Origin of the sequence: Isorropodon fossajaponicum endosymbiont JTNG4 (assembly GCF_016592615.1) — a bacterium.
Taxonomy (GTDB): domain Bacteria; phylum Pseudomonadota; class Gammaproteobacteria; order PS1; family Pseudothioglobaceae; genus Ruthia.
Genome location: NZ_AP013043.1, coordinates 700,483 through 721,801, shown reverse-complemented (window position 1 = coordinate 721,801; position 21,319 = coordinate 700,483). Strand labels below are relative to the sequence as shown.

19 protein-coding genes, 1 tRNA gene and 7 pseudogenes are annotated in these 21,319 nt (G+C 37.1%); 17 read left to right on the top strand and 10 right to left on the bottom strand.

Annotated elements, in window-relative coordinates; genetic code table 11:
- Together CVFO_RS04310 and CVFO_RS04305 are read left to right on the top strand one after the other, a co-directional pair.
- The gene (locus CVFO_RS04310) at positions 1-273 is read left to right on the top strand and encodes a cell division protein FtsL (RefSeq protein ID WP_201340325.1); all 273 of its coding nucleotides are present in this window, start codon (positions 1-3) and stop codon (positions 271-273) included.
- The gene (locus CVFO_RS04305) at positions 270-2,153 is read left to right on the top strand and encodes a peptidoglycan D,D-transpeptidase FtsI family protein (RefSeq protein ID WP_201340318.1); all 1,884 of its coding nucleotides are present in this window, start codon (positions 270-272) and stop codon (positions 2,151-2,153) included. Before CVFO_RS04310 ends, CVFO_RS04305 begins: the two co-directional genes overlap by 4 nt.
- Here the strand turns inward: CVFO_RS04305 and dnaG are convergent.
- Positions 2,150-3,934, bottom strand: a complete 1,785-nt coding sequence (gene dnaG / locus CVFO_RS04300) for a DNA primase (protein WP_201340317.1) — start codon at positions 3,932-3,934, stop codon at positions 2,150-2,152. The genes CVFO_RS04305 and dnaG overlap by 4 nt on opposite strands.
- A 41-nt stretch (positions 3,935-3,975) precedes the next feature.
- On the opposite strand from dnaG, the gene CVFO_RS04295 reads away from it, so the two are divergent.
- From CVFO_RS04295 to prfB, 3 genes are all read left to right on the top strand, one after another.
- Positions 3,976-4,872: a lysophospholipid acyltransferase family protein gene (locus tag CVFO_RS04295; protein WP_201340315.1), complete on the top strand. Its 897-nt coding sequence runs from the start codon at positions 3,976-3,978 to the stop codon at positions 4,870-4,872.
- Between the two features lie 70 nt (positions 4,873-4,942).
- A complete protein-coding gene (rpsO, locus tag CVFO_RS04290; RefSeq protein WP_201340314.1) occupies positions 4,943-5,203 on the top strand; it encodes a 30S ribosomal protein S15 in 261 nt (86 codons plus the stop codon).
- A gap of 58 nt (positions 5,204-5,261) precedes the next feature.
- Positions 5,262-6,355, top strand: a protein-coding gene (gene prfB, locus CVFO_RS04285; RefSeq protein WP_201340313.1) for a peptide chain release factor 2 whose coding sequence is annotated in 2 segments (ribosomal slippage) — positions 5,262-6,282 and positions 6,282-6,355 — 1,095 coding nt in all. Because the reading frame shifts where the segments join, the coding sequence is not laid out codon by codon here.
- Between the two features lie 64 nt (positions 6,356-6,419).
- Here the strand turns inward: prfB and CVFO_RS09450 are convergent.
- Both CVFO_RS09450 and CVFO_RS09445 read right to left on the bottom strand, forming a co-directional pair.
- Positions 6,420-6,527 (bottom strand): winged helix-turn-helix transcriptional regulator, encoded by a 108-nt coding sequence (locus CVFO_RS09450; protein ID WP_425352126.1) that lies wholly within the window; start codon positions 6,525-6,527, stop codon positions 6,420-6,422.
- A gap of 360 nt (positions 6,528-6,887) precedes the next feature.
- A pseudogene (locus tag CVFO_RS09445) lies at positions 6,888-7,899 on the bottom strand (IS30 family transposase).
- 36 nt (positions 7,900-7,935) lie between these two features.
- On the opposite strand from CVFO_RS09445, the pseudogene CVFO_RS04270 reads away from it, so the two are divergent.
- The 4 genes and pseudogenes from CVFO_RS04270 to CVFO_RS04255 all read left to right on the top strand — a co-directional run.
- Positions 7,936-8,079 (top strand): annotated as a pseudogene (locus CVFO_RS04270) (phosphate ABC transporter substrate-binding protein); the annotation flags it as partial.
- 142 nt (positions 8,080-8,221) lie between these two features.
- Positions 8,222-8,365: a hypothetical protein gene (locus tag CVFO_RS04265; RefSeq protein ID WP_201340312.1), complete on the top strand. Its 144-nt coding sequence runs from the start codon at positions 8,222-8,224 to the stop codon at positions 8,363-8,365.
- 15 nt (positions 8,366-8,380) lie between these two features.
- A pseudogene (locus CVFO_RS09440) lies at positions 8,381-8,488 on the top strand (NAD(P)H-dependent oxidoreductase); the annotation flags it as partial.
- A gap of 60 nt (positions 8,489-8,548) precedes the next feature.
- Positions 8,549-8,770: a hypothetical protein gene (locus CVFO_RS04255; RefSeq protein ID WP_201340310.1), complete on the top strand. Its 222-nt coding sequence runs from the start codon at positions 8,549-8,551 to the stop codon at positions 8,768-8,770.
- Here the strand turns inward: CVFO_RS04255 and CVFO_RS04250 are convergent.
- The gene (locus CVFO_RS04250) at positions 8,745-9,611 is read right to left on the bottom strand and encodes a LysR substrate-binding domain-containing protein (protein WP_201340309.1); all 867 of its coding nucleotides are present in this window, start codon (positions 9,609-9,611) and stop codon (positions 8,745-8,747) included. The genes CVFO_RS04255 and CVFO_RS04250 overlap by 26 nt on opposite strands.
- Positions 9,612-9,714: 103 nt before the next feature.
- Here CVFO_RS04250 and CVFO_RS04245 point away from each other — a divergent pair.
- The 4 genes and pseudogenes from CVFO_RS04245 to gorA all read left to right on the top strand — a co-directional run.
- Positions 9,715-10,149: pseudogene (locus CVFO_RS04245) on the top strand (peroxiredoxin); the annotation flags it as partial.
- Positions 10,124-11,569: pseudogene (locus CVFO_RS04240) on the top strand (catalase). The pseudogenes CVFO_RS04245 and CVFO_RS04240, both read left to right, overlap by 26 nt.
- A gap of 9 nt (positions 11,570-11,578) precedes the next feature.
- Positions 11,579-11,863: an encapsulin-associated ferritin-like protein gene (locus tag CVFO_RS04235; protein WP_201340307.1), complete on the top strand. Its 285-nt coding sequence runs from the start codon at positions 11,579-11,581 to the stop codon at positions 11,861-11,863.
- A 57-nt stretch (positions 11,864-11,920) separates the two neighbouring features.
- Positions 11,921-13,252: a glutathione-disulfide reductase gene (gene gorA, locus CVFO_RS04230; protein ID WP_201340306.1), complete on the top strand. Its 1,332-nt coding sequence runs from the start codon at positions 11,921-11,923 to the stop codon at positions 13,250-13,252.
- Between the two features lie 85 nt (positions 13,253-13,337).
- On the opposite strand, the gene CVFO_RS04225 is transcribed toward gorA, so the two are convergent.
- The 4 genes and pseudogenes from CVFO_RS04225 to trxB form a co-directional block, all read right to left on the bottom strand.
- Complete coding sequence (locus tag CVFO_RS04225) at positions 13,338-13,664, bottom strand: hypothetical protein (RefSeq protein WP_201340305.1); 327 nt, start codon at positions 13,662-13,664, stop codon at positions 13,338-13,340.
- A 375-nt stretch (positions 13,665-14,039) separates the two neighbouring features.
- Positions 14,040-14,699 (bottom strand): annotated as a pseudogene (locus CVFO_RS09435) (transposase); the annotation flags it as partial.
- Positions 14,700-14,960: 261 nt separating this feature from the next.
- A tRNA-Phe gene (locus CVFO_RS04210) sits at positions 14,961-15,036 on the bottom strand.
- 52 nt (positions 15,037-15,088) lie between these two features.
- Positions 15,089-16,033 (bottom strand): thioredoxin-disulfide reductase, encoded by a 945-nt coding sequence (gene trxB, locus CVFO_RS04205; protein ID WP_201340303.1) that lies wholly within the window; start codon positions 16,031-16,033, stop codon positions 15,089-15,091.
- Positions 16,034-16,081: 48 nt separating this feature from the next.
- Between trxB and CVFO_RS04200 the strand changes: the two genes are divergently transcribed.
- Together CVFO_RS04200 and CVFO_RS04195 are read left to right on the top strand one after the other, a co-directional pair.
- Positions 16,082-18,367 carry a DNA translocase FtsK gene (locus CVFO_RS04200; protein ID WP_201340302.1) on the top strand — a complete coding sequence of 762 codons (2,286 nt, stop codon included), beginning with the start codon at positions 16,082-16,084 and terminating at the stop codon, positions 18,365-18,367.
- On the top strand, positions 18,360-18,941 hold the full coding sequence (locus tag CVFO_RS04195) for an outer-membrane lipoprotein carrier protein LolA (protein WP_201340301.1): 582 nt from the start codon (positions 18,360-18,362) through the stop codon (positions 18,939-18,941). Before CVFO_RS04200 ends, CVFO_RS04195 begins: the two co-directional genes overlap by 8 nt.
- Here CVFO_RS04195 and CVFO_RS04190 read toward each other — a convergent pair.
- A complete protein-coding gene (locus CVFO_RS04190) occupies positions 18,934-19,293 on the bottom strand; it encodes an oxygen-independent coproporphyrinogen III oxidase (RefSeq protein WP_225879335.1) in 360 nt (119 codons plus the stop codon). The two genes, CVFO_RS04195 and CVFO_RS04190, sit on opposite strands and share 8 nt — an antisense overlap.
- The gene (locus CVFO_RS04185) at positions 19,199-19,798 is read right to left on the bottom strand and encodes a radical SAM protein (RefSeq protein ID WP_225879351.1); all 600 of its coding nucleotides are present in this window, start codon (positions 19,796-19,798) and stop codon (positions 19,199-19,201) included. The genes CVFO_RS04190 and CVFO_RS04185 overlap by 95 nt, the downstream gene beginning before the upstream one ends.
- A 42-nt stretch (positions 19,799-19,840) precedes the next feature.
- Here CVFO_RS04185 and CVFO_RS04180 point away from each other — a divergent pair, with 42 nt between their 5' ends.
- Complete coding sequence (locus CVFO_RS04180; protein ID WP_201340299.1) at positions 19,841-20,017, top strand: helix-turn-helix domain-containing protein; 177 nt, start codon at positions 19,841-19,843, stop codon at positions 20,015-20,017.
- 151 nt (positions 20,018-20,168) lie between these two features.
- A pseudogene (locus tag CVFO_RS04175) lies at positions 20,169-21,275 on the top strand (IS3 family transposase).
- The last annotated feature ends 44 nt before the right edge of the window (positions 21,276-21,319 follow it).

Below are 21,319 nucleotides of genomic sequence, written 5' to 3'. Positions count from 1 at the left end.
ATGCGTTTAAATATCAACAAAACCAAGCTTAATATTGCGCTAATACTGGGTGTGGTTGTGTTGAGTATTCTAACCATCTCTTGGCATCATCAAATGTATCTCTTGTATACTCAGTCAAAACGTATAGAAACGCAAAATCACCAATTAGTCGCTCTACACAAGCAATTATTAATCAAACAATCACAGGCAATCAGTGGTAGTGAAATTAAAGCCAAAGCTCTAAAAATATTAAAAATGCAAGCACCTAAAAGACAAAGAGAATTGTTATTATGAATGGAAAAATATCAACCATCTCAAAAGTATTGATACCCGGACGGGTGCAAAATTATTGGCGCAGACAAGGTGCGGTTAAGTATTTTTTTGTATTTCTTTTTGGTATTTTTTCTTATCAAACCACTTCCATATCACAATCTAATGTCATAGGTTTATCAATACAAGACAGGGCTTATCATCAAGCCACTAGTTTAGAGACAAAAATCGCCCAACGAGGCGATATCCTAGATAGGAATGGACATATTCTTGCCAGCAATTTGCTGTTAAAACGCCTTAATTTAGACCCAACACTGATTCAGGTTGAATTTATTCCCAAATTGGCACGTGTGCTAGATATGAAAGTCCAAACGCTTAGTAAGTTGCTCGCATCAAAACGAAAAATTGGCTCAAGATATTTAATTATTAAAAAAAATATCACACTCACTGACCCTATTATTAACAAATTAAAGCAATTAAAATTAATGAGAATTTCAGTCTGTACACGCAAAAAGATGGCTAATAAATTAAGCTTCATTGAGCGCACCTTAAACACCTTAAACCTACAGAAGACAAAAACAACCTACGCCCTTATTAAGCAATGCAAAAAAGCAAGAATTGCTGGTGTGGCATTACAACAAGATACAAAAAGATACTATCCAAAATCTGCCTCGCTAGCACCACTACTAGGTCGAGTTAATGCCAATAAAAAAGGCACTTCTGGCATTGAAGGAGAATTTGAAAACAGTCTTGCTGGGCATGATGGTCAATCACTAACTAATTTTAAAGTCAATATTAATGAGGCATATTTCAATTCCAAAACAATCACCCAACGACAACAAGGGCAGAATATAGTACTAACCATTGATGCCGATATTCAGTATCATGCTTACGAAACCATTAAAAAATCAGTTCGAAAGCATGAAGCAGATTCAGGCTCAGCTATTATTCTTGCACCAAATGGCGAAGTACTGGCCATGGTGAACTACCCTGCTGACAATCCAAATGATAATAGCACTTACAATGCTGAACATTATCGCAATAGAGTACTGTCTGATAAAGTAGAACCAGGCTCAACCATGAAACCATTCACCATGCTTTTGGCATTAGATAAAAACCAAATAACAGCCACTGAAGATGAACTAATTGATGTTTCAAAACGCATTGGGCATATCAAACCAGATGGCAAATATAAGCAAATGACGATTAAAAAAATATTGCAAAAATCTCATAATCTTGGCACTGTTAATGTCTCCGAAAGGCTTAAGCCAGAAGCCATGTACAACACTTGGAACAAGCTAGGATTTGGCCATCAACTAGGCCTTATACCAAGCATTGAAAATTCTGGCTCATTGAGACACTTTAGCTCATGGGCATTAAGTGATAAGCGCACCTTATCATTTGGTCATGGCCCAATGGAGACTAATCTGGCACAATTAGCCAGGGCTTATTTGGTATTTGCCAATGAAGGGGCAATACCGCCATTAAAACTGGTTAAAAACACCAGTACTTATGAGGACACAATCCAAGTATTTAACAAGCAATCTATTATAAAAATTGCCCGGTTATTAAGCGCAGTCACCTCAAATCAAGGATCGGGATATCGAGCGCAAATCAAGGGCTACAATGTGGCTGGCAAAACAGGAACAGCGGAGATGGTGGTTAATGGCTCGTATAATAAAAAAGGCGCTAAGCGTACTTTCTTTACCGGCTTTGTACCTGTTAAAAAACCTAAATATATTATGGCAGTGAGGCTTGATTATCCTAAAAAATGTTACACCTCTTGGAATCCTAATCTTCGCAGCAAATGTGAAGGGTCGAACTCGGCAGCAATGGTATTTAAAGAGGCAATGGGACATATTTTAAGCAATGACGCCTCAATCAAATTAAGCATGGAAAACTAACTTTTAAGTTGACCTTTTCTTGCCTGTAAGCTTTTTGTATATTCTGCTTCATTTGTGATTAATAAAGCATTTTTCTCTTTTTGTTTTTCTTCAATTTTTAACAAAGCATCCAAAAACTCACCTTTATAGTCGTAATTTTTTAATACTTTTTTCTTATTGTATAAATCAAGCAATTGTTGTTTTTTCTGAGGGAATGGTTTTATCATATATTCCAAAGTAATATCTTCTTGCAATAAGGCCGAATTAGTCAACTCTTGCAACACATCTGCATCATTAATTTTTCTTACCCTGAGTTCTACTGTTTCATCAACCATAGAAGGATGATTCAGCAACAAGCCAATCATTTGATCAATTAATGAATTACTACTTTTAGTAGGTGCTGGTATTAATGCTTGATAATTATCATCACCATCATAGAAATCAGGCATAGGCGGCTCTTCATAATTTTGCGGTATATCAAATGTATTGGTTTGAGCGAGTGTATCTTGTCGCTCTAATATAGATTTAACCTGTTCAACACTTTGATTAACCTCATTTGCCAGCCCTTCTAACAACTGCTGTTGGTAAGTTTCATAGTTTATTTTTCCTAGTAATGTTGATACTTTTTCTAAAAATAAGGTTTTGCCTTCAATTGTACAAAAATCTACCTCTGCCTTAATATGGTTAAATAAAAATTGACTCAGGGACTGTGCATTTTCAATACGCTTTACAAACACTTTGCTTGATTCTTTTTTAACCAAAGTGTCTGGGTCTTCACCATCTGGCAAAAATAAAAATTTAACAATCATGCCAGCCTTAATCACTGACAAAGTGATATTTAACGCCCGCCAAGCGGCTTTTTTTCCTGCCTTATCACCATCAAAACAAAAAATAATGGTGCTTGTTGTGCGCGATAAAATATTTAAATGTTCTATCGTAGTTGCTGTACCCAAAGCAGCAACCACCTGTGATATGCCTGCCTGATGAAGGGCAACCACATCCATATAGCCTTCTACCACCAGTATATAATCAATCGAGCGTGAATATTTACGCGCATGATACAAGCCATAAAGCTCTTTTGATTTTGAAAAAATAGGCGTTTCAGGTGAATTTAAATATTTTGCCTTGGCATTGTTATCAAACGCCCGACCACCAAAAGCAATAATATTACCTTTAGCATTATGAATGGGGAACATAAGACGATCTTTAAAAAAATCGTAATATTGTCCTGAGCGGTATTGATCATCACCTAGCAACCCCATTGCTTTTAAATCAGCAATATTTTGCTCACTTTGTTCAAATTCAGATAGCAAATTACTACTAGGTGGTGCAAAACCCAGCTCAAAACGCTTGGCAATTTCGCCACTAATGCCTCTGTTTTTAGCATAATTAACCGCTTTGTCTTTCGCAGGAGATTGTTTTAATTGCTGAATATAGAACTGTCCCACTCGCTGCATTAAGTCTCGATAGCGAGCTAATCTTAAATCTACAGGTTTGGCATTTTCATCATATACCACGCTGATGCCTGATTCACCAGCAATGGTCTCTATCGCCTCAACCAAGCCTAGGTTATCAAACTTCATAACAAAGTTAATCACACCGCCACCCTCGTCACAACCAAAGCATTTATACATTTGCTTTTCAGCTGAAACGCTAAACGATGGGGTTTTTTCATGATGAAATGGACAACATGCTTTGTAATCTTTGCCTGCCTTTTTAAGTGGCACGCGCCGATTAATTATGTCAACAATATCTACACGATTAGGCAAATCATCTTTAAAATCTGTATTAACGAACGGCATTTTCTGTAATCAATATTTAAGATATTTAAAATTATATTTTAATGACAAAAACAAAGTTCTATCATCCTAAATTTATACCCACTTGGGCTTTAATGGGCTTGATGAAACTAGGCTCTAAATTACCGCTTAAAACCCAGTTAATGACGGGTAAAACAATCGGCAATATACTATATCCACTATTAAGTGGATTTAGAAAAATTGCTTTTGTGAATATCTCTAAATGCTTTCCTAATAAAAATAAAGTCCAAGTAACTCGTTTAGTTAAACAACATTTTGAAGCGCTAGGCATTGGGCTGTTTGAAATAGCAAATTGCTTTTATTTAAGCGACAAAAAACTCAAGCAACACTACCATATTGAAGGTGCTGAGATTTTACAAAGTGCCTTAGACAAGCAACAAAACATCATTTTACTTGTTGGGCATTTTACAACCATGATGCTTGCTGGTAGAATGCTACTACAAAACTTTGATTTTGCTGATGTTTATCGCCCACAAAATAACGCCTTATTTGATAATCAAATGCAAAAAATATTCACCCAATATGGCAGTTTTATGATTAAAGCGAAAGACACCAGAACCTTAATCCGAACCCTAAAATCAGGCCTACCTATTTGGTACACACACGACCAAGATTTAGGTGCAAAAATCAGCACGTTTTCACCTTTTTTTAACATACAAACTGCCACCATAAAAGCCACAGAAAAACTAGCTCGCATTGATAATACGGTCGTTATCCCCTTGTCCTTTACCCGTCAACACACAACTTACACACTAGAATTTTCTCCTGCTTTGGTAGATTATCCTAATGACAAGTCCCAACAAAATACACGACTAACCAACCAAATATTACAACAGCAAATTTTAAAAGCACCAGAACAATATTTATGGATTCACAGACGCTTTAAAACTAGACCAAATAATGAGCCATCTTTTTATTAACTTTTTTAAGAACAATAAAGCAATTAGCGTATAATTCATCCTTTTTATTATTTTTGATTATAGATTTATTATGTCGATTGATACCCAAGCAATTATTAAAGAATATCAGAGCAAAACTGGTGATACTGGTTCAACCAATGTACAAGTTGCCTTATTAACAGCTCGCATCAAACACCTAACTGAGCATTTTAAAACTCATAAAAAAGACCACCACTCAAGAAGAGGTCTTCTACATTTAGTCTCTCAGCGCAAAAAATTACTAACCTATCTTAAAGGCACTAATACAACCGCCTATTCAGACTTGATTACTCGTCTAGGGCTTAGAAAATAAGTTAAATCATTTTTATAAAAGCCCCATTTTGGGCTTTTTTTTTACCTAAAATAACGCTATGGAACTCTCGCCAACTTATCAAAAAATCCAAGATTTAAAGCAACGCACAATTGCTCTATCAACACACATTAGTTTAGAAGAAAAACAAGCTCGCCTAGAAGAGGTTTTATTGGAAATGGAGAACCCAAACATCTGGGCAAACCCTGACCAAGCACAAGCCTTGGGACAAGAAAAATCAAAACTAACATCAATTTGCCAAACCTTTGAGCAAGTGAATGCTGTTTTAGAAGATGCACAAGAGTTGTTAAACATGGCTCAAACAGAAAATGATGAAGATACAGCAAGTGGTGTCATTGATGATTTAAACACCACCCAATCTGCTATTGAAAAACTTGAATTTGAGCGTATGTTTAGTGGTGATTTAGATGCCAACTCTGCTTATTTAGACATCCAATCTGGCTCAGGTGGCACAGAAGCCCAAGATTGGGCAGAAATGGTGCTACGTATGTACTTACGCTGGGGTGAAAAACACAATTTTAAAGTTAAACTTATGGAAGCTTCAGCAGGAGAAGTGGCTGGCATTAAATCTGCAACTATTCACTTTGATGGTGAATACGCATTTGGCTGGTTACGCACAGAAATTGGCATCCATCGCTTGGTTAGAAAATCCCCTTTTAATGCCAATGGCAAACGCCATACTTCATTTTGCTCTGTGTTTATCTCCCCCGAAGTGGATGATGATATTGACATTGACATCAACCCATCAGACTTACGTATTGACACTTATCGCGCCAGTGGTGCCGGTGGCCAGCACGTCAATAAAACCGAATCAGCCGTACGCATCACCCACCTACCCACCAATACCGTTGTGCAATGCCAAAATGGTCGCTCACAACATGCCAACAAAGACCAGGCCATGAAACAATTAAAATCCAGGCTTTATGAGTTAGAAATGCAAAAACGTAATGCTGAAAAACAAAGCCTAGAAGACACCAAATCTGACATCGGCTGGGGACACCAAATTCGATCCTATGTGCTTGACCAATCAAGGATTAAAGATTTACGCACCGGTGTTGAAGCACCAATACGGGCGATGTTTTAGATGGTAATTTAGATCAATTTATTGAAGCGAGTTTAAAAGCTGGGTTATAGCTTTTTTTGTTTTTGGTAATTCTTACCCCATTTTTCTAACGAAAAAATAGCGTCCTTAAGTGATTCACCCTGTTCCGGTAAGACTATACTCGACTTTAGGTGATACCACTTTGTATACTTTTCGATGAATTAAGCCATCACTTTCAAGTTCTCTTAATTGCTTGGTAAGTATTCTTTGTGTAATATTTGGCTTAATCTCCTTTAGTATATTAAATGATACTATATACCAATTATGTGCCTATTTGGCAATAATATACTTTAATTCTAACATGGTTTTATTATTAGAAATAGAGAGCAAAAAATGAATATAAGGTTTAACCACATCGCTCTAAAATGTGAAAATATTAATACTATTGCTGTTTTTTACAGAAGTTATTGGTCTTAAAAAGGCTTTAAACCTCCCTTTGCCTTTCCAGGTTATTGGCTATATTCACCAAAGAACAAGCAAGAGGCTAAGTTTAACGAGTTCTCACTAAAAACTAATAATAGTAATGACTTACTTCTTGAATTCAACTTGCAAATGCAACACTAGTTAGTATTTTTCAGTTAAAACTCTATGCATCATATCCTGTGGTGTTTTAAAGTCAAATCTTTTTCTAGGTCTAGTGTTGAGCAACCAAGCAATTTCATCCAAATCTTTCTGGCTACAAGGAGATAAATCTACTCCCTTTGGCAAGTATTGACGGATTAAACCGTTAGTATTCTCATTAGACCCCCTTTTTGCCATGGTGCATGTGGATCAGCAAAGTAAACATCAATCTTTAAATTATCAGATAAGATAGAGTGTTGTGCCATTTCAGAGCCTCTGTCATAGGTCATAGACAGGCGTAAGAATTCAGGTATCGCTTTCATTTTTTGTTCAAACCCTTGACGTACATCAAAAGCTGACTTACTTTTCATTTTATTCAGTATTAAATAACCAGTTTTTCTTTCAACCAAGGTGCCGACACAAGGTTTGTTTTGAGAGCCTGTAATTAAATCACCTTCCCAATGTCCTGCAATCATTCTTTCATTAATGTCTTTGGGTCGGTGGCAAATAAGTTGATCCTCTTTTGGCTTTATAGTACTGTAGCTGCCACTCTTTGAACCTCGTACGCCTCGTTTAGATTTACTTCGTCGTAATGAATGAATCATGAGTTTTTTTAAGCTCACCTTTGGGGAGAGTGTAAATGTATCCGTAAATTGTTTCATGACTAATTTGCATATCTTTTTGACTTGGATAGTAGTGCTTTAATGCACCAGATATTTGTTCAGGTGACCATTGTTTGTGAACCAGCCACTCTTTGATTTGATTATACAATTAAAGTGTCTGGTGTTAGTTTTTGTGGCTTTATACAGAGTTGACGCTTGTCTTGATAACGTTTGGCTGCAGTGGTGGCACAATAATTGTTTATTGTATTAGATAGATTACGTTTTATCTCTCTAGATATGGTTGAGGGTGAACGATTGAGTAAATAGCTGATATAACGGATAGACCTTCCTTGGTTGTACTCAATCATAATGAATGCCCGTTCTTCAGGGCTTAGGTGTTGGTAGTTGTTCATAGCCACATTCCCCATGGAATGTGTTGCATTTGCAAGTTGAATTCAAGTGGTGCCTATATTGAAGCAGGAGAAAATGACAATCTTATTGTTGCAAAATTGGTTGCCAATCCTAAAGCATTGGGCATATTCAGCTTTAGTTTTTTAGATCAAGACGCTATTATTGACGGTGTTAAGGTTAATTTTCATCAAACATATCAACAAACTAAAAATTGACTTTAATGAAAATTTAATACCTGCTTCAAATACCAAACAAGTATTTTTAAAAGATCCAAAAAATATAACGGTTGAAATTGATTTTATTATCTAATTTATAGGAGAGAAAATGAAAATATTACTAGTAACAGCAGGCTATTCAATTTTTGATGCCAAAAGGCAACTAAATGGTTTTTTAAGTTATTTAACTGATAACCATCTTAGCAAAAAAGGCCATAAAGTTAAAGTTTCAGATGTAACTAAAGACACTTGAAATGTAGATAGAGAAGTTGATAAGCTTTTGTGGGCAGATTGGATTATTTATATTACGCCAATTATGTGGTTTAATATGCCAACACCTATGATCAAATGGCTGAGTGAAGTTCTTTTATATTAAAAAACATTTATTATCACAGATGAATATGGCGAAGGCGGTCAAGTTCCAGCTGATAAATTTATGATTGTAACTACTTCTAGTATGAAAAGTAGTGATTTGGGTAAAGGCTTTGTACTAAAAAATGCTCCGCATATTGATGACTTATTACAACCACTAATAATGACTAACCATTATTTAAGCATTCGCAACCAAGTCCCGACTTTTCATGCAGATAATATGATTGCAGGTGATACCAATTGGATTGAAAAAGACTACATTAAACATCTTGATAAATATCTTTAGAATTTGATTGTAAAAATAAACTTAATGCTAAAATATTTTCTTGATTTGGGTTGTTTTTACGATAAATAATACCTATATGACGAGATAATTTTTTTTGTTTTTTATCAACAACCAGTGCTGGATATTTATCTAAAATACCACTATCTATGGCAATTTTTGGTAAAAAACTCACGCCAATTTCCATATTGACCATGGTTACTAAAGTTTCTAAACTGGCACAAGCATATTGTGATACTTTGGTTTTATCAATATTACTATTATCTAAAATATGGCTTCTTAAACAGTGCCTCTGCTCCAATAACAATAAATCATTATTTTGAGTGTTTTTGTGTTTAACCAAAACCAAATCATCTTTAAAAATAGTGACTTGGATAATATTTGTTTTTTCTTCAAAAGGAAAGGCAAAGATTGCAAAATCTAATTTTAATTGTTCAACTTTTAACAAAAGATTTTGACTGGCATCTTCAATAACTACAATCTTAAGTTTGGGATATTTTTCTTTGATTTTAGAGACAAATTTTGGCAATAAATAAGCTGAAATAGTTGGAATTACACCAATCGTAATGGTTGATTCAAAAAAATTTAAATTAGCAACAGCAACCAAATCTTGCATTGAAAATATAACTTTTTCACTGTATTTCACAACTTTTTTCCCCAATGGGGTAAATAAAACAGACTTGCTATCCCTCTCAACCAACTTAATATTTAAATCCTGTTCTAGTTTATTAATGCCTGCACTTAAAGTGGATTGGCTAACAAAGCACGCCTTTGCTGCTTTTGAAAAATGCAAATATTGTTTAAGTGCTAATAAATAGTTTAAGTTCTTAATAGAAGGCGTCATTATATTAATAATCGTTTTTATCGATTATTATAATCAATATTATTCGTTTTACTTAATGATTAATGTTACGTAAGATGGTAACTTTTTAATCAAAGAACAGCCTATGTTGGTAAATAGAACTGGGAAAAATATCCCGTCAATGACTTTTAAAATCCAAAACAATCATCAGTGGCAAGATGTCAATACGCACAATATTTTTAACAATAAAATCGTGATTGTTTTTGCATTGCCAGGCGCTTACATACCCACTTGTTCATCTTCTCACTTACCACGGTTTAATGAATTAGCCCCTGTTTTTAAAGATAATGGTGTTGATGAAATTATTTGTATTTCAGTCAATGACACCTTTGTAATGAACGAATGGAAAAAAGACCAAGAAGCCGAAAATATCACCATAATGCCTGATGGCAATGGTGAATTTACAAATATGATGGGCATGCTGGTCAGTAAAACCACCTTGGGATTTGGTGATAGGTCGTGGCGCTACGTCATGTTAGTTAAAAATGGTGTGATTGAAAAAATGTTTATTGAGCCAGATAGTGGATGGTGACAACAGTATCACTGTAGGTGAGAGAGGTGCTTTGACTTTTGATAATCATTATGTTTTTGAAAAGTTAGCACATTTTAATCGTGAGCGCATTCCAGAGCGGGTGGTGCATGCTAGAGGTACAGGTGCTTATGACACATTTACGGTTACAAAATCTTTAAAAGATAAAACCATTGCCAATTTTTTACAAAAAATTGGACAAAAAACAGAAGTATTTGCACACTTTTCCACCGTGGGTGGTGGACAAGACTCCAGTGATTATGCTAGAGACCCTAGAGGGTTTGCTTTAAAATTTTATACAAACGAAGGCATCTACGATATGGTGGGCAACAATACGCCTGTTTTCTTTTTAAGAGATGGTATTAACTTCCCTGACTTTATCCATTCACAAAAGAAAAACCCACGCACCAACATGCCAGACCCAGTAGCAATGTATGAATTTTGGGCAAACCACCCTCAATCATTACACCAAATAACCATTTTAATGTCAGATAGGGGTATTCCTGCTAGTTATCAAAATATACATGGCTTTAGTTCTCATACCTTTAGTTTTTGGAACGATAAAGGCGAGCGAGTTTGGTTTAAATGGCATTTCAAAACCAATCAAGGTATTAAAAATCTAACCAATGCTGAAGCAGCAAAAGCATGTCCATTCGGTGCGCAAGAAGATTTAATCAATGCGATTGATAAAGGCAATTACCCTAGTTGGACAGCTAAAGTGCAAATAATGAGCGAGAATGAAGTGAAAAATTATCATATCAATCCATTTGATTTAACCAAAGCTTGGCCACATGCTGATTTTCCATTGATAGAAGTAGGGTAACTAGAATTAAATCGTAATGTTGAAAATTATTTTGCCGAAACTGAGCAAGCTTGCTTTTTCCCTGGCAACTTAATACCAGGAATTGGCGCATCACCTGATAAAATGTTACAAGCAAGATTATTGACCTATCCAGATACACATCGTTACCGTGTGGGTGTCAATGCCAACCAAATTCCTGTCAATGCAGCGAAATACCCTGTTAATCATTATCAGCGGGATGGAAAAATGGCAGGAATTTGTCCAGCAGGTGGTGCTCAAATTCAAACCAATAAAGTTAGCTTTTATCCCAATAGTCAAATTAACGATGGCGCACCAGTGCCAAAATCAACACTTGCAGAACCACCAATTCCTGTTGAAGAAAATGCTTGGATAAATCGCTTTGATACTGTAGAAACGCAGGATTATTACCAGCAAGCAGGTGATTTATTTAGATTGATGAATGAGTCACAAAAAAGTCAACTCGCTACTACAATTGCTGAAGGTCTATCGTAAGCAATAACAGGAGTGCAACAAAAAATGCTTGAACAATTTAATAAGGCAGATAGTGATTATGCACATAGAATTAAAATTATAATGAAGAATTTATAAGAAAAAATCATGGCAAATAAAGGCTACCACGAAGCAGAAGAAAATTTAACACAAGAAACCAAGGACATGCACAAGGCGATTGTGTCTTTGATGGAGGAATTAGAGGCAATTGATTGGTATCATCAGCGCATTGATGCGTGTCAAGACAGCGAATTATCAGCGATTTTGGCACATAATCGTGATGAAGAAAAAGAACACGCGGCAATGGTGTTAGAGTGGATTAGACGCAAGGATAAGGTTTTTGACAAAGAGCTCAAAGACTATCTTTTTACTGACAAACCGTTTACACACTAAACCCAACAAGTTAGAGGTTAAGGGGCGTGAGCCCCTTTTTATTTATTGGAGAAAAAAATGATAAAACATTATGATATGATTGCAATTGGTGCAGGCTCTGGTGGACTTTCAGCCGTTGAACGCGCCAGTGAATACGGCAAAAAATGCTTAGTCATTGAGGTAAAAACCATTGGTGGCACTTGTGTGAATGTGGGTTGCGTACCTAAAAAAGTGATGTGGTTTGCCGCCAATACTGCCACACAGATTAACAATGCACAAGGCTTTGGTTTTGATATTGAGGTTAAAAACTTCTCATGGAAAAAACTCAAACAAGGTCGCGATAACTATATCAAAGGTATTACCAACTGGTATGACGGCTATTTAGAGAAATTAGGTATTGATTATATTCATGGCTTTGGCAAATTAGTCGATAAAAATATGGTATCTGTGAATGGTAAAACTTACACAGCAAACCATATTGTATTATCACCCGGTGGCGAGCCATCTATTCCGAATATTGAAGGTGCACAGTATGGTATCACCTCAGATGGTTTTTTTAAATTAGAAACATTACCCAAAAAAGTAGCGGTTATTGGCGGCGGTTATATTGGCGTGGAACTTGCAGGTGTTTTGAATGCACTGGGCAGTAAAGTTGAGATTTTCGGCAGAGCTGATACCTTATTGCGTGGTTTTGATACCATGATTCAAGAAGCCTTGGATAAAGACTATACCGCTCACGGTATTACCCTTCATCATGGCACTGCGATTGATAAAGTTTCAGCCGATAAAACGATATTTACTAATCATGGTGAGTTTAGTGGTTTTGACCAAATCATTTGGGCGGTTGGTAGGGACCCAATGACGCAACATCTTGGTTTGGAAAATGCAGGTGTTGAATGCGACCAACGCGGATTTATTCCAACAGATAAGTTTCAAGTGACCAATGTAGATAATATTTTTGCACTCGGCGATGCCACAGGCAGAACACCGCTCACACCTGTAGCGATTGCAGCGGGTAGAAGATTATCTGATAGGCTATATAACAATATGACCGATAGGCATTTAGATTACAGTAATATTTCCACTGTGGTTTTCTCACACCCACCGATTGGCACTATTGGACTCACGGAGATTGAGGCCAATAAAAAATTTGATAAAGTCAAAATTTACACTTCAAGTTTTACCCCAATGGCAGATGCTTTACTTAACCACAAAACCACCACAGCACTTAAATTAGTATGTGCAGGTGATGATGAAAAAGTCGTCGGCTGTCATATCATGGGACACGGTGCTGATGAAATATTGCAAGGATTTGCAGTAGCCATCAAAATGGGGGCGACTAAGAAGCAGTTTGACGACACAATCGCTATACACCCCAGTAGTGCTGAGGAGCTAGTAACTCTACGCTAAATTTCATTTTTAAGTCTTATGCCACTTTTTTTGTCTTATATCAAATTTATTATTTATCGAATTTTTACATAAACACATACCATATCTAAATAAAGGTTACATTCCCATCTGCTTCAAACAGCATAGCCGGCTTCTTATCCAAGCCTTGGAAAGCTGTTTCAACCGCTTCTGTTAGGTCTGAGAAACCATGACACCAGAGCACTGGGTCCTGTTCTGCAACTACTGCAATTGCAAATCCAGCAGCACAACCTGCTACTGCAGAAACAATGTCTCCAGCTAACCAACCTGCAAAGTCTGCCTTATCCTTAGTTGCAATCTCAACCAGATAACTTCCTTCTGCAGGTGTTGATTTCAGGGATAATTCAGGTTTATGCACTGAAGAAGGTTTGACACCTTTGATAACATGACCCATTTTTCAGAAATCAAGCTTCGTCTCTAAACTAACAGTGAATTTTTTATAGTAAATATTGTTTTCAATATAATATTGCCAATGCGTACTGTTTACTGAACTCAACTGGAATGGAAGCTTTCCACCATGTTTACGCACCAAACATGGTGAAAAATCAGCACCTGAATTAGCAAATGCACTATTTTTAACCTGAGAAACTTTGGCAAAGGATAATTTAATTGCATCACGGAAAGAAACGGTTACCTACATGGTTGGCATATTACAGACCGTCTGTACATCATCTTTACACACGCATTCATTAACACTATTGCCAGTAACGCAAGTCTTAACCTTTGACCATGGGTCGCCTTTTTTAGCCAACTGAGGTGCGGGGGGGTAATCGACAACATTAAAAGTTCTAATGTGCCTGCCATCAGTGAGTGAGTCTGACATAAAATCCATTGACCAAGTTTGGTTAATAGTTGTTGGCACACTCAGTGCTTCGGGTTTATCTCTTTTGATTCTTCTTCTTGGCTTGATTCTTAGATTGAGCTCCAGTTCTTGGTAAATGCGATACACTCGTTTATGGTTAAATTTGTAGTCTTTAACATTACGTAGATATAAATAGCACAGTTTAAAACCCCAACGCTTGTGCGTTGCGGTTAAGCGCAGTAGACAATCGGCAATTAAAGCATTGTCATCACTGAGTTTTGGTTGATAATAATAAGTGCTTTTACTAATGCTACAAACTTCGTAAATAAGTTTGATACTTGTGTTCTTATTTTGTTCATTGATGTTTAAAGCCATCCTCACGCCACTGGGATGGCTTTAGAACTTTTTTGCTAAGGCATCCTTTGTAATTTGCAGTTTCAACTCACTCTCAGCATACATACGCTTGAATTGAGCATTTTCTGATTCTAGCTCTTTTAAGCGTTTAACCATAGAGACAAAATCTGTATCACCGTATTTAGATCTCCATTTGTAAAATGTGGCTTGAGACATTGCGTATTCACGGCATAGATCAGCCACAGATATGCCTGATTGGTTTTGTTTGAGTATGTTGCCACCTCATCTCTTGAGGAGAGGGTAATTCTTGGGGTAGTGGCAACATGTGAGTATTATATCATTAAATAATAATATTGCAAACTTATTATATAATAAAACTATAATATTTATTAGCAAGTATACTAAACATCATTGCCTGCTACTTTTTAAGCTTGTGTCTTGCGCATAACGACCAATGCCTTTAAGTTGCATAAACAATAAAATAATGGCTACTGACTTTAACAAAAAACGCACCTAAGTGCGCTTAATTAAATATGGTGGCCACACCTAGAATTGAACTAGGGACACAGGGATTTTCAGTCCCTTGCTCTACCAACTGAGCTATGTGGCCTTTATGCCCTTTTTATTGGACAAAAAATGAGAATTATACCTTTAAAAAAAGTTTATTCGCCTAAAAATCGCTCAGCATCTAGTGCTGACATACAACCCGACCCAGCTGAGGTAATCGCCTGACGATAAATATGGTCTGACACATCACCTGCTGCAAATACACCCTCTACACTGGTTTGCGTTGCATTGCCTTGTGTGCCACTTTGTACTTTAATATAACCATGAGACATTTCTAAATGCCCTTCAAAAATAGCTGTATTAGGCGTATGACCAATGGCAATAAACACGCCATGCACATCAATGTCTTTTATCTTGCCATCATTATCTTTTAAACGAAGCCCTGTTACACCCATGGCATCACCCAACACCTCGTCAAGATTGTGATTATATTCAATGGTAATATTGCCTGTTTTTGCCTTTTCAATTAACTGGTCAGATAAAATCTTTTCAGAAGAAAATTTATCCTTGCGATGAATAATGGTAACGTGATCGGCAATATTTGACAAAAACAATGCCTCTTCAACTGCTGTATTACCACCGCCAATCACTGCTACCTTTTGCCCGCGGTAGAAAAATCCATCGCATGTTGCACAAGCAGAGACGCCCTTACCTTTAAATTTCTCTTCTGACTCTAAACCTAAATAACGCGCACTTGCGCCCGTTGCAATAATCACTGCATCTGCTATGTAAGTGGTTGCCTCACCTTTTAAAACAAAAGGACGTTTGGCAAAATCAACTGATGTAATGGTATCGTTAAGGACTTGCGTATCAAAACGTTCGGCATGTTTTCTCATGCGCGCCATTAAATCTGGACCCTGAACACCGGTATCATCTCCAGGCCAATTGTCCACATCTGTGGTACTCATCAACTGACCACCTTGCTCCATGCCACTGACAATAACGGGGCTAAGATTGGCTCTAGCCGCATAGACCGCAGCAGAATAGCCTGCAGGACCTGAACCAACAATCAATACTTTACAATGTTTATTTTCGCTCATATGAATACTTTATACTTTGTGGATACATTCGAAACATTATAAACCACCTTGAAAAAGAATAACAAAATAAGCACAAAAAGATACCCACAAAAACCTCGTACCAAAATAACCAGTGAAATACTGTTTATTTTTCTGAGTACCGTGGGTTTTATTTTTTTATCCGCCTTATTAACCCACTCTACTAACGAAAATCCTTGGTCGGGTGATGTTGCTCTGATTGCACCAGTTGCTAATCTTGCAGGTGTGTTTGGTGCTTATTTAAGTGATATTTCTTTATCTATTTTAGGTTATAGCGCCTATTTAATACCGATTTCATTAATGTGGCTAGGCTGGAATATCCACAAACATGTTAATCAAGAAAGGCCAAAATACTCAGTAGCTACCCTTCGTTTTATTGCACTTATCGCATTGATTGCTTTTAGTGCAGCATTTTTAACTCAAAATTTCGCAGATACAGGCGTTTCTGGTGGCTATATTGGTATTACCATGCATCGTTATTTTGGTGTTTTATTTGGCTCTGCAGCACTCATTATTTATCTCGGCATTATGATGATTAGTCTTAGCATTGCCAGTAGTACTTCATGGATTAATATTCTCTCTTCTACTGGCGGCATGCTGAATCGTCTTTTTACAAAAATGCGTGACATGAGAACGCGGTCCAAAACCAAAAGGGCTATAAAGATTTCTACCACCTCCAAACAATCAAATGCCAAACCCAGCGTGCTTACTAAAATAAAAAAAGGCAAGGAAGGGTCAAATAAGAACATTAAAAAAGCCGCCTCTTCTAATCTATTCAACACAACAACTATTACTGGCTTGCCAAGCCTAGATTTGCTTGATGAGCCAACTGAACATACCACAGGTTATTCTAAACAAGCGTTGGAAGACATGTCACGCCAAGTTGAAATCAAGCTTAAAGATTTTGGCTTTGATGTGTCAGTTACTACGGTTACTCCTGGTCCTGTGGTTACTCAATTTGAAATATCACTTGCGCCTGGTGTTAAGGTCAGTCAGATTATGAATCTTAACAAAGACTTAGCTCGCGCTCTGTTGGTTGAGGGTGTGCGTATTGTTGATGTTATCCCTGGCAAGCCTGTTATTGGCTTGGAAATTCCGAATGCACAGCGTGAAATGATTAGCCTTAAAGAAATCCTTGCTTCTGAAAATTTTATCAAATCTAGCTCCGCCTTAACCATGGGCTTGGGTAAAGATATTAATGGTATTCCCATTATTGCCAATCTAGCAAAAATGCCGCACTTGCTTGTTGCTGGTGCAACTGGCATGGGTAAATCAGTCGGGCTAAATGCCATGATTTTAAGTGTGCTTTTCAAAGCCAAGCCAGAAGAAGTGCGCATTATTATGATTGACCCTAAGATTGTTGAACTGGCCTGTTATGCTGATATTCCACACTTGCTTACACCTGTTGTAACAGATATGAACCAGGCTACTTCTGCCTTGTGGTGGTGTGTTAATGAAATGGAGCGTCGTTATTCATTATTAGCCAAGTTTGGCGTACGTAATATTGAAGGCTTTAATGAGAAACTCAAAAAATCTAAGGACAAAGGCGAGCCCCTGCTTGACCCGTCATTTAATCCAAATACTGCCGATGAAGATGAAACAGCGCCTGAGTTAGAAGCACTACCACTGATTATGCTGGTGATTGATGAATACGCCGATATGCTTGGTGCACTCGCCCAAGAGGACCGTGCCAAAGCTAAACGTGTTGAGGCGCTCATTGTGCGCTTAGCACAAAAAGCTCGAGCTGCAGGCATTCACATTATCATTGCCACGCAGCGCCCAAGTGTGGATGTCATTACTGGTCTGATTAAATCTAACATACCCACACGTATTGCTTTTAAAGTTTCTTCAAAAGTTGATTCGCGCACCATTCTTGACCAAGGTGGCGCTGAACAATTACTCGGTATGGGCGATATGCTCTATATGACACCAGGCATGTCACATCTTACTCGTGTGCATGGTGCTTTTGTTGATGATGGAGAGATTGAGCGCGTGGTTAATTTCTTAAAAGAAAACTCCGAAACCAACTACCTAGACGGCATTCTTAATACCCATAGTGAGTCAGATGATTCACAAGATTCAAACAGCACTTCAAACGCCTCAGGTGAACTTGATGCCTTGTATGATGAAGCCGTGCAAATTGTAACCTCATCACGTCGCGCTTCAATCTCTAGCCTACAACGTCGCATGCGTATTGGCTATAACCGCGCAGCACGTATTATTGAAGACATGGAAGCCAGTGGCGTAGTAAGTAGTATGAACAGCGCTGGTAATCGCCAAGTGTTAGCACCTGAACCCATTAATACTAATGACTAAGTTTTTAAGCACTCTAATACTTATATTTTCTAGTTTTAGCTTTGCTAATAGTAACCATGAGTTTTCTAATTTTTTTAACTCATTTGAACGTTTAAGTGCCAACTTTACACAAAGCACCTATAACAATACAGGCACACTGTTAGCCAACTCTTCTGGTACTTTATTATTTAAACGTCCACAACAACTCATTTGGCATACGCTAATACCAAATGAGCAAATACTACTGTTAAATAATACTGAGTTGTGGCTGGTTGATATTGAATTAGAACAAGCCAGTTTAATGCAAACAACTGACTTAACACAAACGCCACTATATTGGCTTATTAATCGACCTAGCAATATCAGCCATACGCCACAATATATACATACAAAAGATAAGATTAATTGGTACAGCACTCAGCAAGCCAACCAATTGAGTTTTGGTTTTAAAGATAACACACTACAAGCCATTACGCTTAATAATGAACTGGATCAAACAATTTTAGTTACTTTTAATTCAGTTGCCATCAATCCAAACATTAAAACAAGCGCTTTTGAGCTAAACCTTGCGCCAGAATTTGACGTACTTAGATAGTTTTTGAAAACTGAGTTTTGCTCAAAGCAAGATATGCATCAAACACCATGCAAATGTTACGAATCAATAATTGACCTTTGTCCATTACCTTAATTGAACGGTTTGTTATTTCAAGCAAGCCATCCTCAGCCATTTCATTCAACTCAGACAAGCTATCTGCAAATACAATATTAAAAGTTTGTTCGATTTTGGTAAAACTTAACTCAAAATTAAAAATCAAATCCATAATCACCAAACGCCTAATCTTATCATCTTGATTAATAATTTGACCTTGTTTTTTTATTCTGAGAAAAACTCCCACCCACTTGCCCAATTGCACTAAGCCCCAAGCCAATAATATCACACTGTGCATGAGTAGAATAACCTTGGAAATTTCGATACGGTTGCCCCTTGCTTTGTGCAATTGCCAGCGGGTCTTCTAGCAAAGAAAAATGGTCCATGCCAATATACACATAGCTTTGGCTTAATAAAAAATCCATCGAATATTTAAAAATGGCCAGCTTTTCATCAGCCGATGGCAACATCAAAACATCAATACGATGTTGTGGTTTAAATAGTTCTGGCAAATGAGCATAGTTAAATAATGAAATACGCTCAGGACGCAACTGCGCAACTTGATTAAGCGTTGTTTCAAATTGCTTAGGCAGCCCATAAATCAAATCAATACTGATGGACTCAAACCTGTGCGACCTAGATAAATCCATCACTGCTTTGGTTTGTTCAAAGCTCTGAATGCGATTAACCGCTTTCTGAACATCAACATTAAAATCTTGCACACCTAAACTAATGCGATTAAATCTGGCTCGTGCTAATGCCTTAATTGTGTCTTTACCAACTCCTCTAGGGTCAACCTCAATAGAGTATTCGCCATCATCAGCAAAATTAACAACACATTTGAATTGCCTTATTCAAAATCCTTAACTGCTGCTTATTTAGGCATGAAACCAGAGTCCTTTTCAAGAACGCTGGCAGAACTGAAAAAGGATGGCATCATTCTAGATAATAAAAAAATCAAACTAGCCAATGGTCATGAATTGTGCGGTTATTGTGATAAAGTTACCGGTGCAATAGTCTAATTTTATTGGACACAAAGATAGCCTTATAATACAAACCATAAGGAGGTCAGTAATGACACAATATAAATCAAGAAAACAACGAGTGACTTTTACCGTTGAACATTCTGTTCAATACCCCCTTGAGGGGGGAACACTAGATTATGCCAAACTCATGGTGCATGAGAATTACACCAATAAAAAAAATCATGATAATATCAGGAGCTTGCTCCTCAGCAGTTAGCAGATGGAGAAAACAATACCTAGCAGAGCTTGGTGGACAAACACCAGAGTCAGGCAAAGCGCTGACTTCTGAACAACAAACAATACAACTGCTTGAGAAACAACTTTGGCGCGCACAAAGGGACAATGAAATCTTAAAAAAGGCAACAGCCTTGTTCGCTGTGGACAATCACCAAGTGATATGATTATCAAGATAAACAAGGCTTGCCAACAATACAATACTAAAGAATTATGAGCATTACTCAAACTTCCTCGCAGTAGTTATTACTATCAAGTCAAAGATAAGCGAGTAAACAACAACACCAACGCTATGATTAAATTAATCAAACAAACTGCTATTGAAGTTGGATACACCTATGGCAAACGCAGAATGCGAGTAGTTTTGAATAACCAAGGTTATAACATTGGTATTTACCAAACTGCAACGCTAATGAAAAAAGCCAATGTAGTTGCCATACGCCCAAGAAAGCGTCATTATTACCCTAATACTAGATTGATGTTTAAAAAGGCAAAAAACCTATTAAATCGTGTGTTTGAGCAGCAATCAATTAATACGCATTGGGTTGGTGATATTACCTATATCAAAACCTATCAAGGTGGGAGTTATTTAGCCAGTGTGTTGGATTTAGGCTCAAGACAAGTTGTTGGTTGGGCATTGTCAAAACAGCCTAATGCTCAGTTGGCAAAGGATGCGCTTAGTAATGCTGTGTCTAGACACCAGCCCAATACAAATAAACACATGTTCCACTCTGATCAAGGGACTCAATACTCTTCTAAAGTTTTTATTGATTATTGCAACAAGAACAACATTACTCAAAGCATGAGCAGGCGAGGTAATTGTTGGGATAATGCGGTCATGGAGCGTTTCTTTAGAAGTCTGAAGACTGAGAGATTAAATTATCAAAGTTTTGCAAATCATAGTGAAGTCGTGCAAAATGTAGAGGGTTATATCTACTTGTATAATTACAAAAGGATTCATTCAGCGATTGGGTATTTAACACCTGCTCAAAAGATGGCTGAATTGAAAAAAGCGGCTTGAAATGTGTCCAAGTAGGTTAGAGCATTGCAGTTTGAATACCAGTG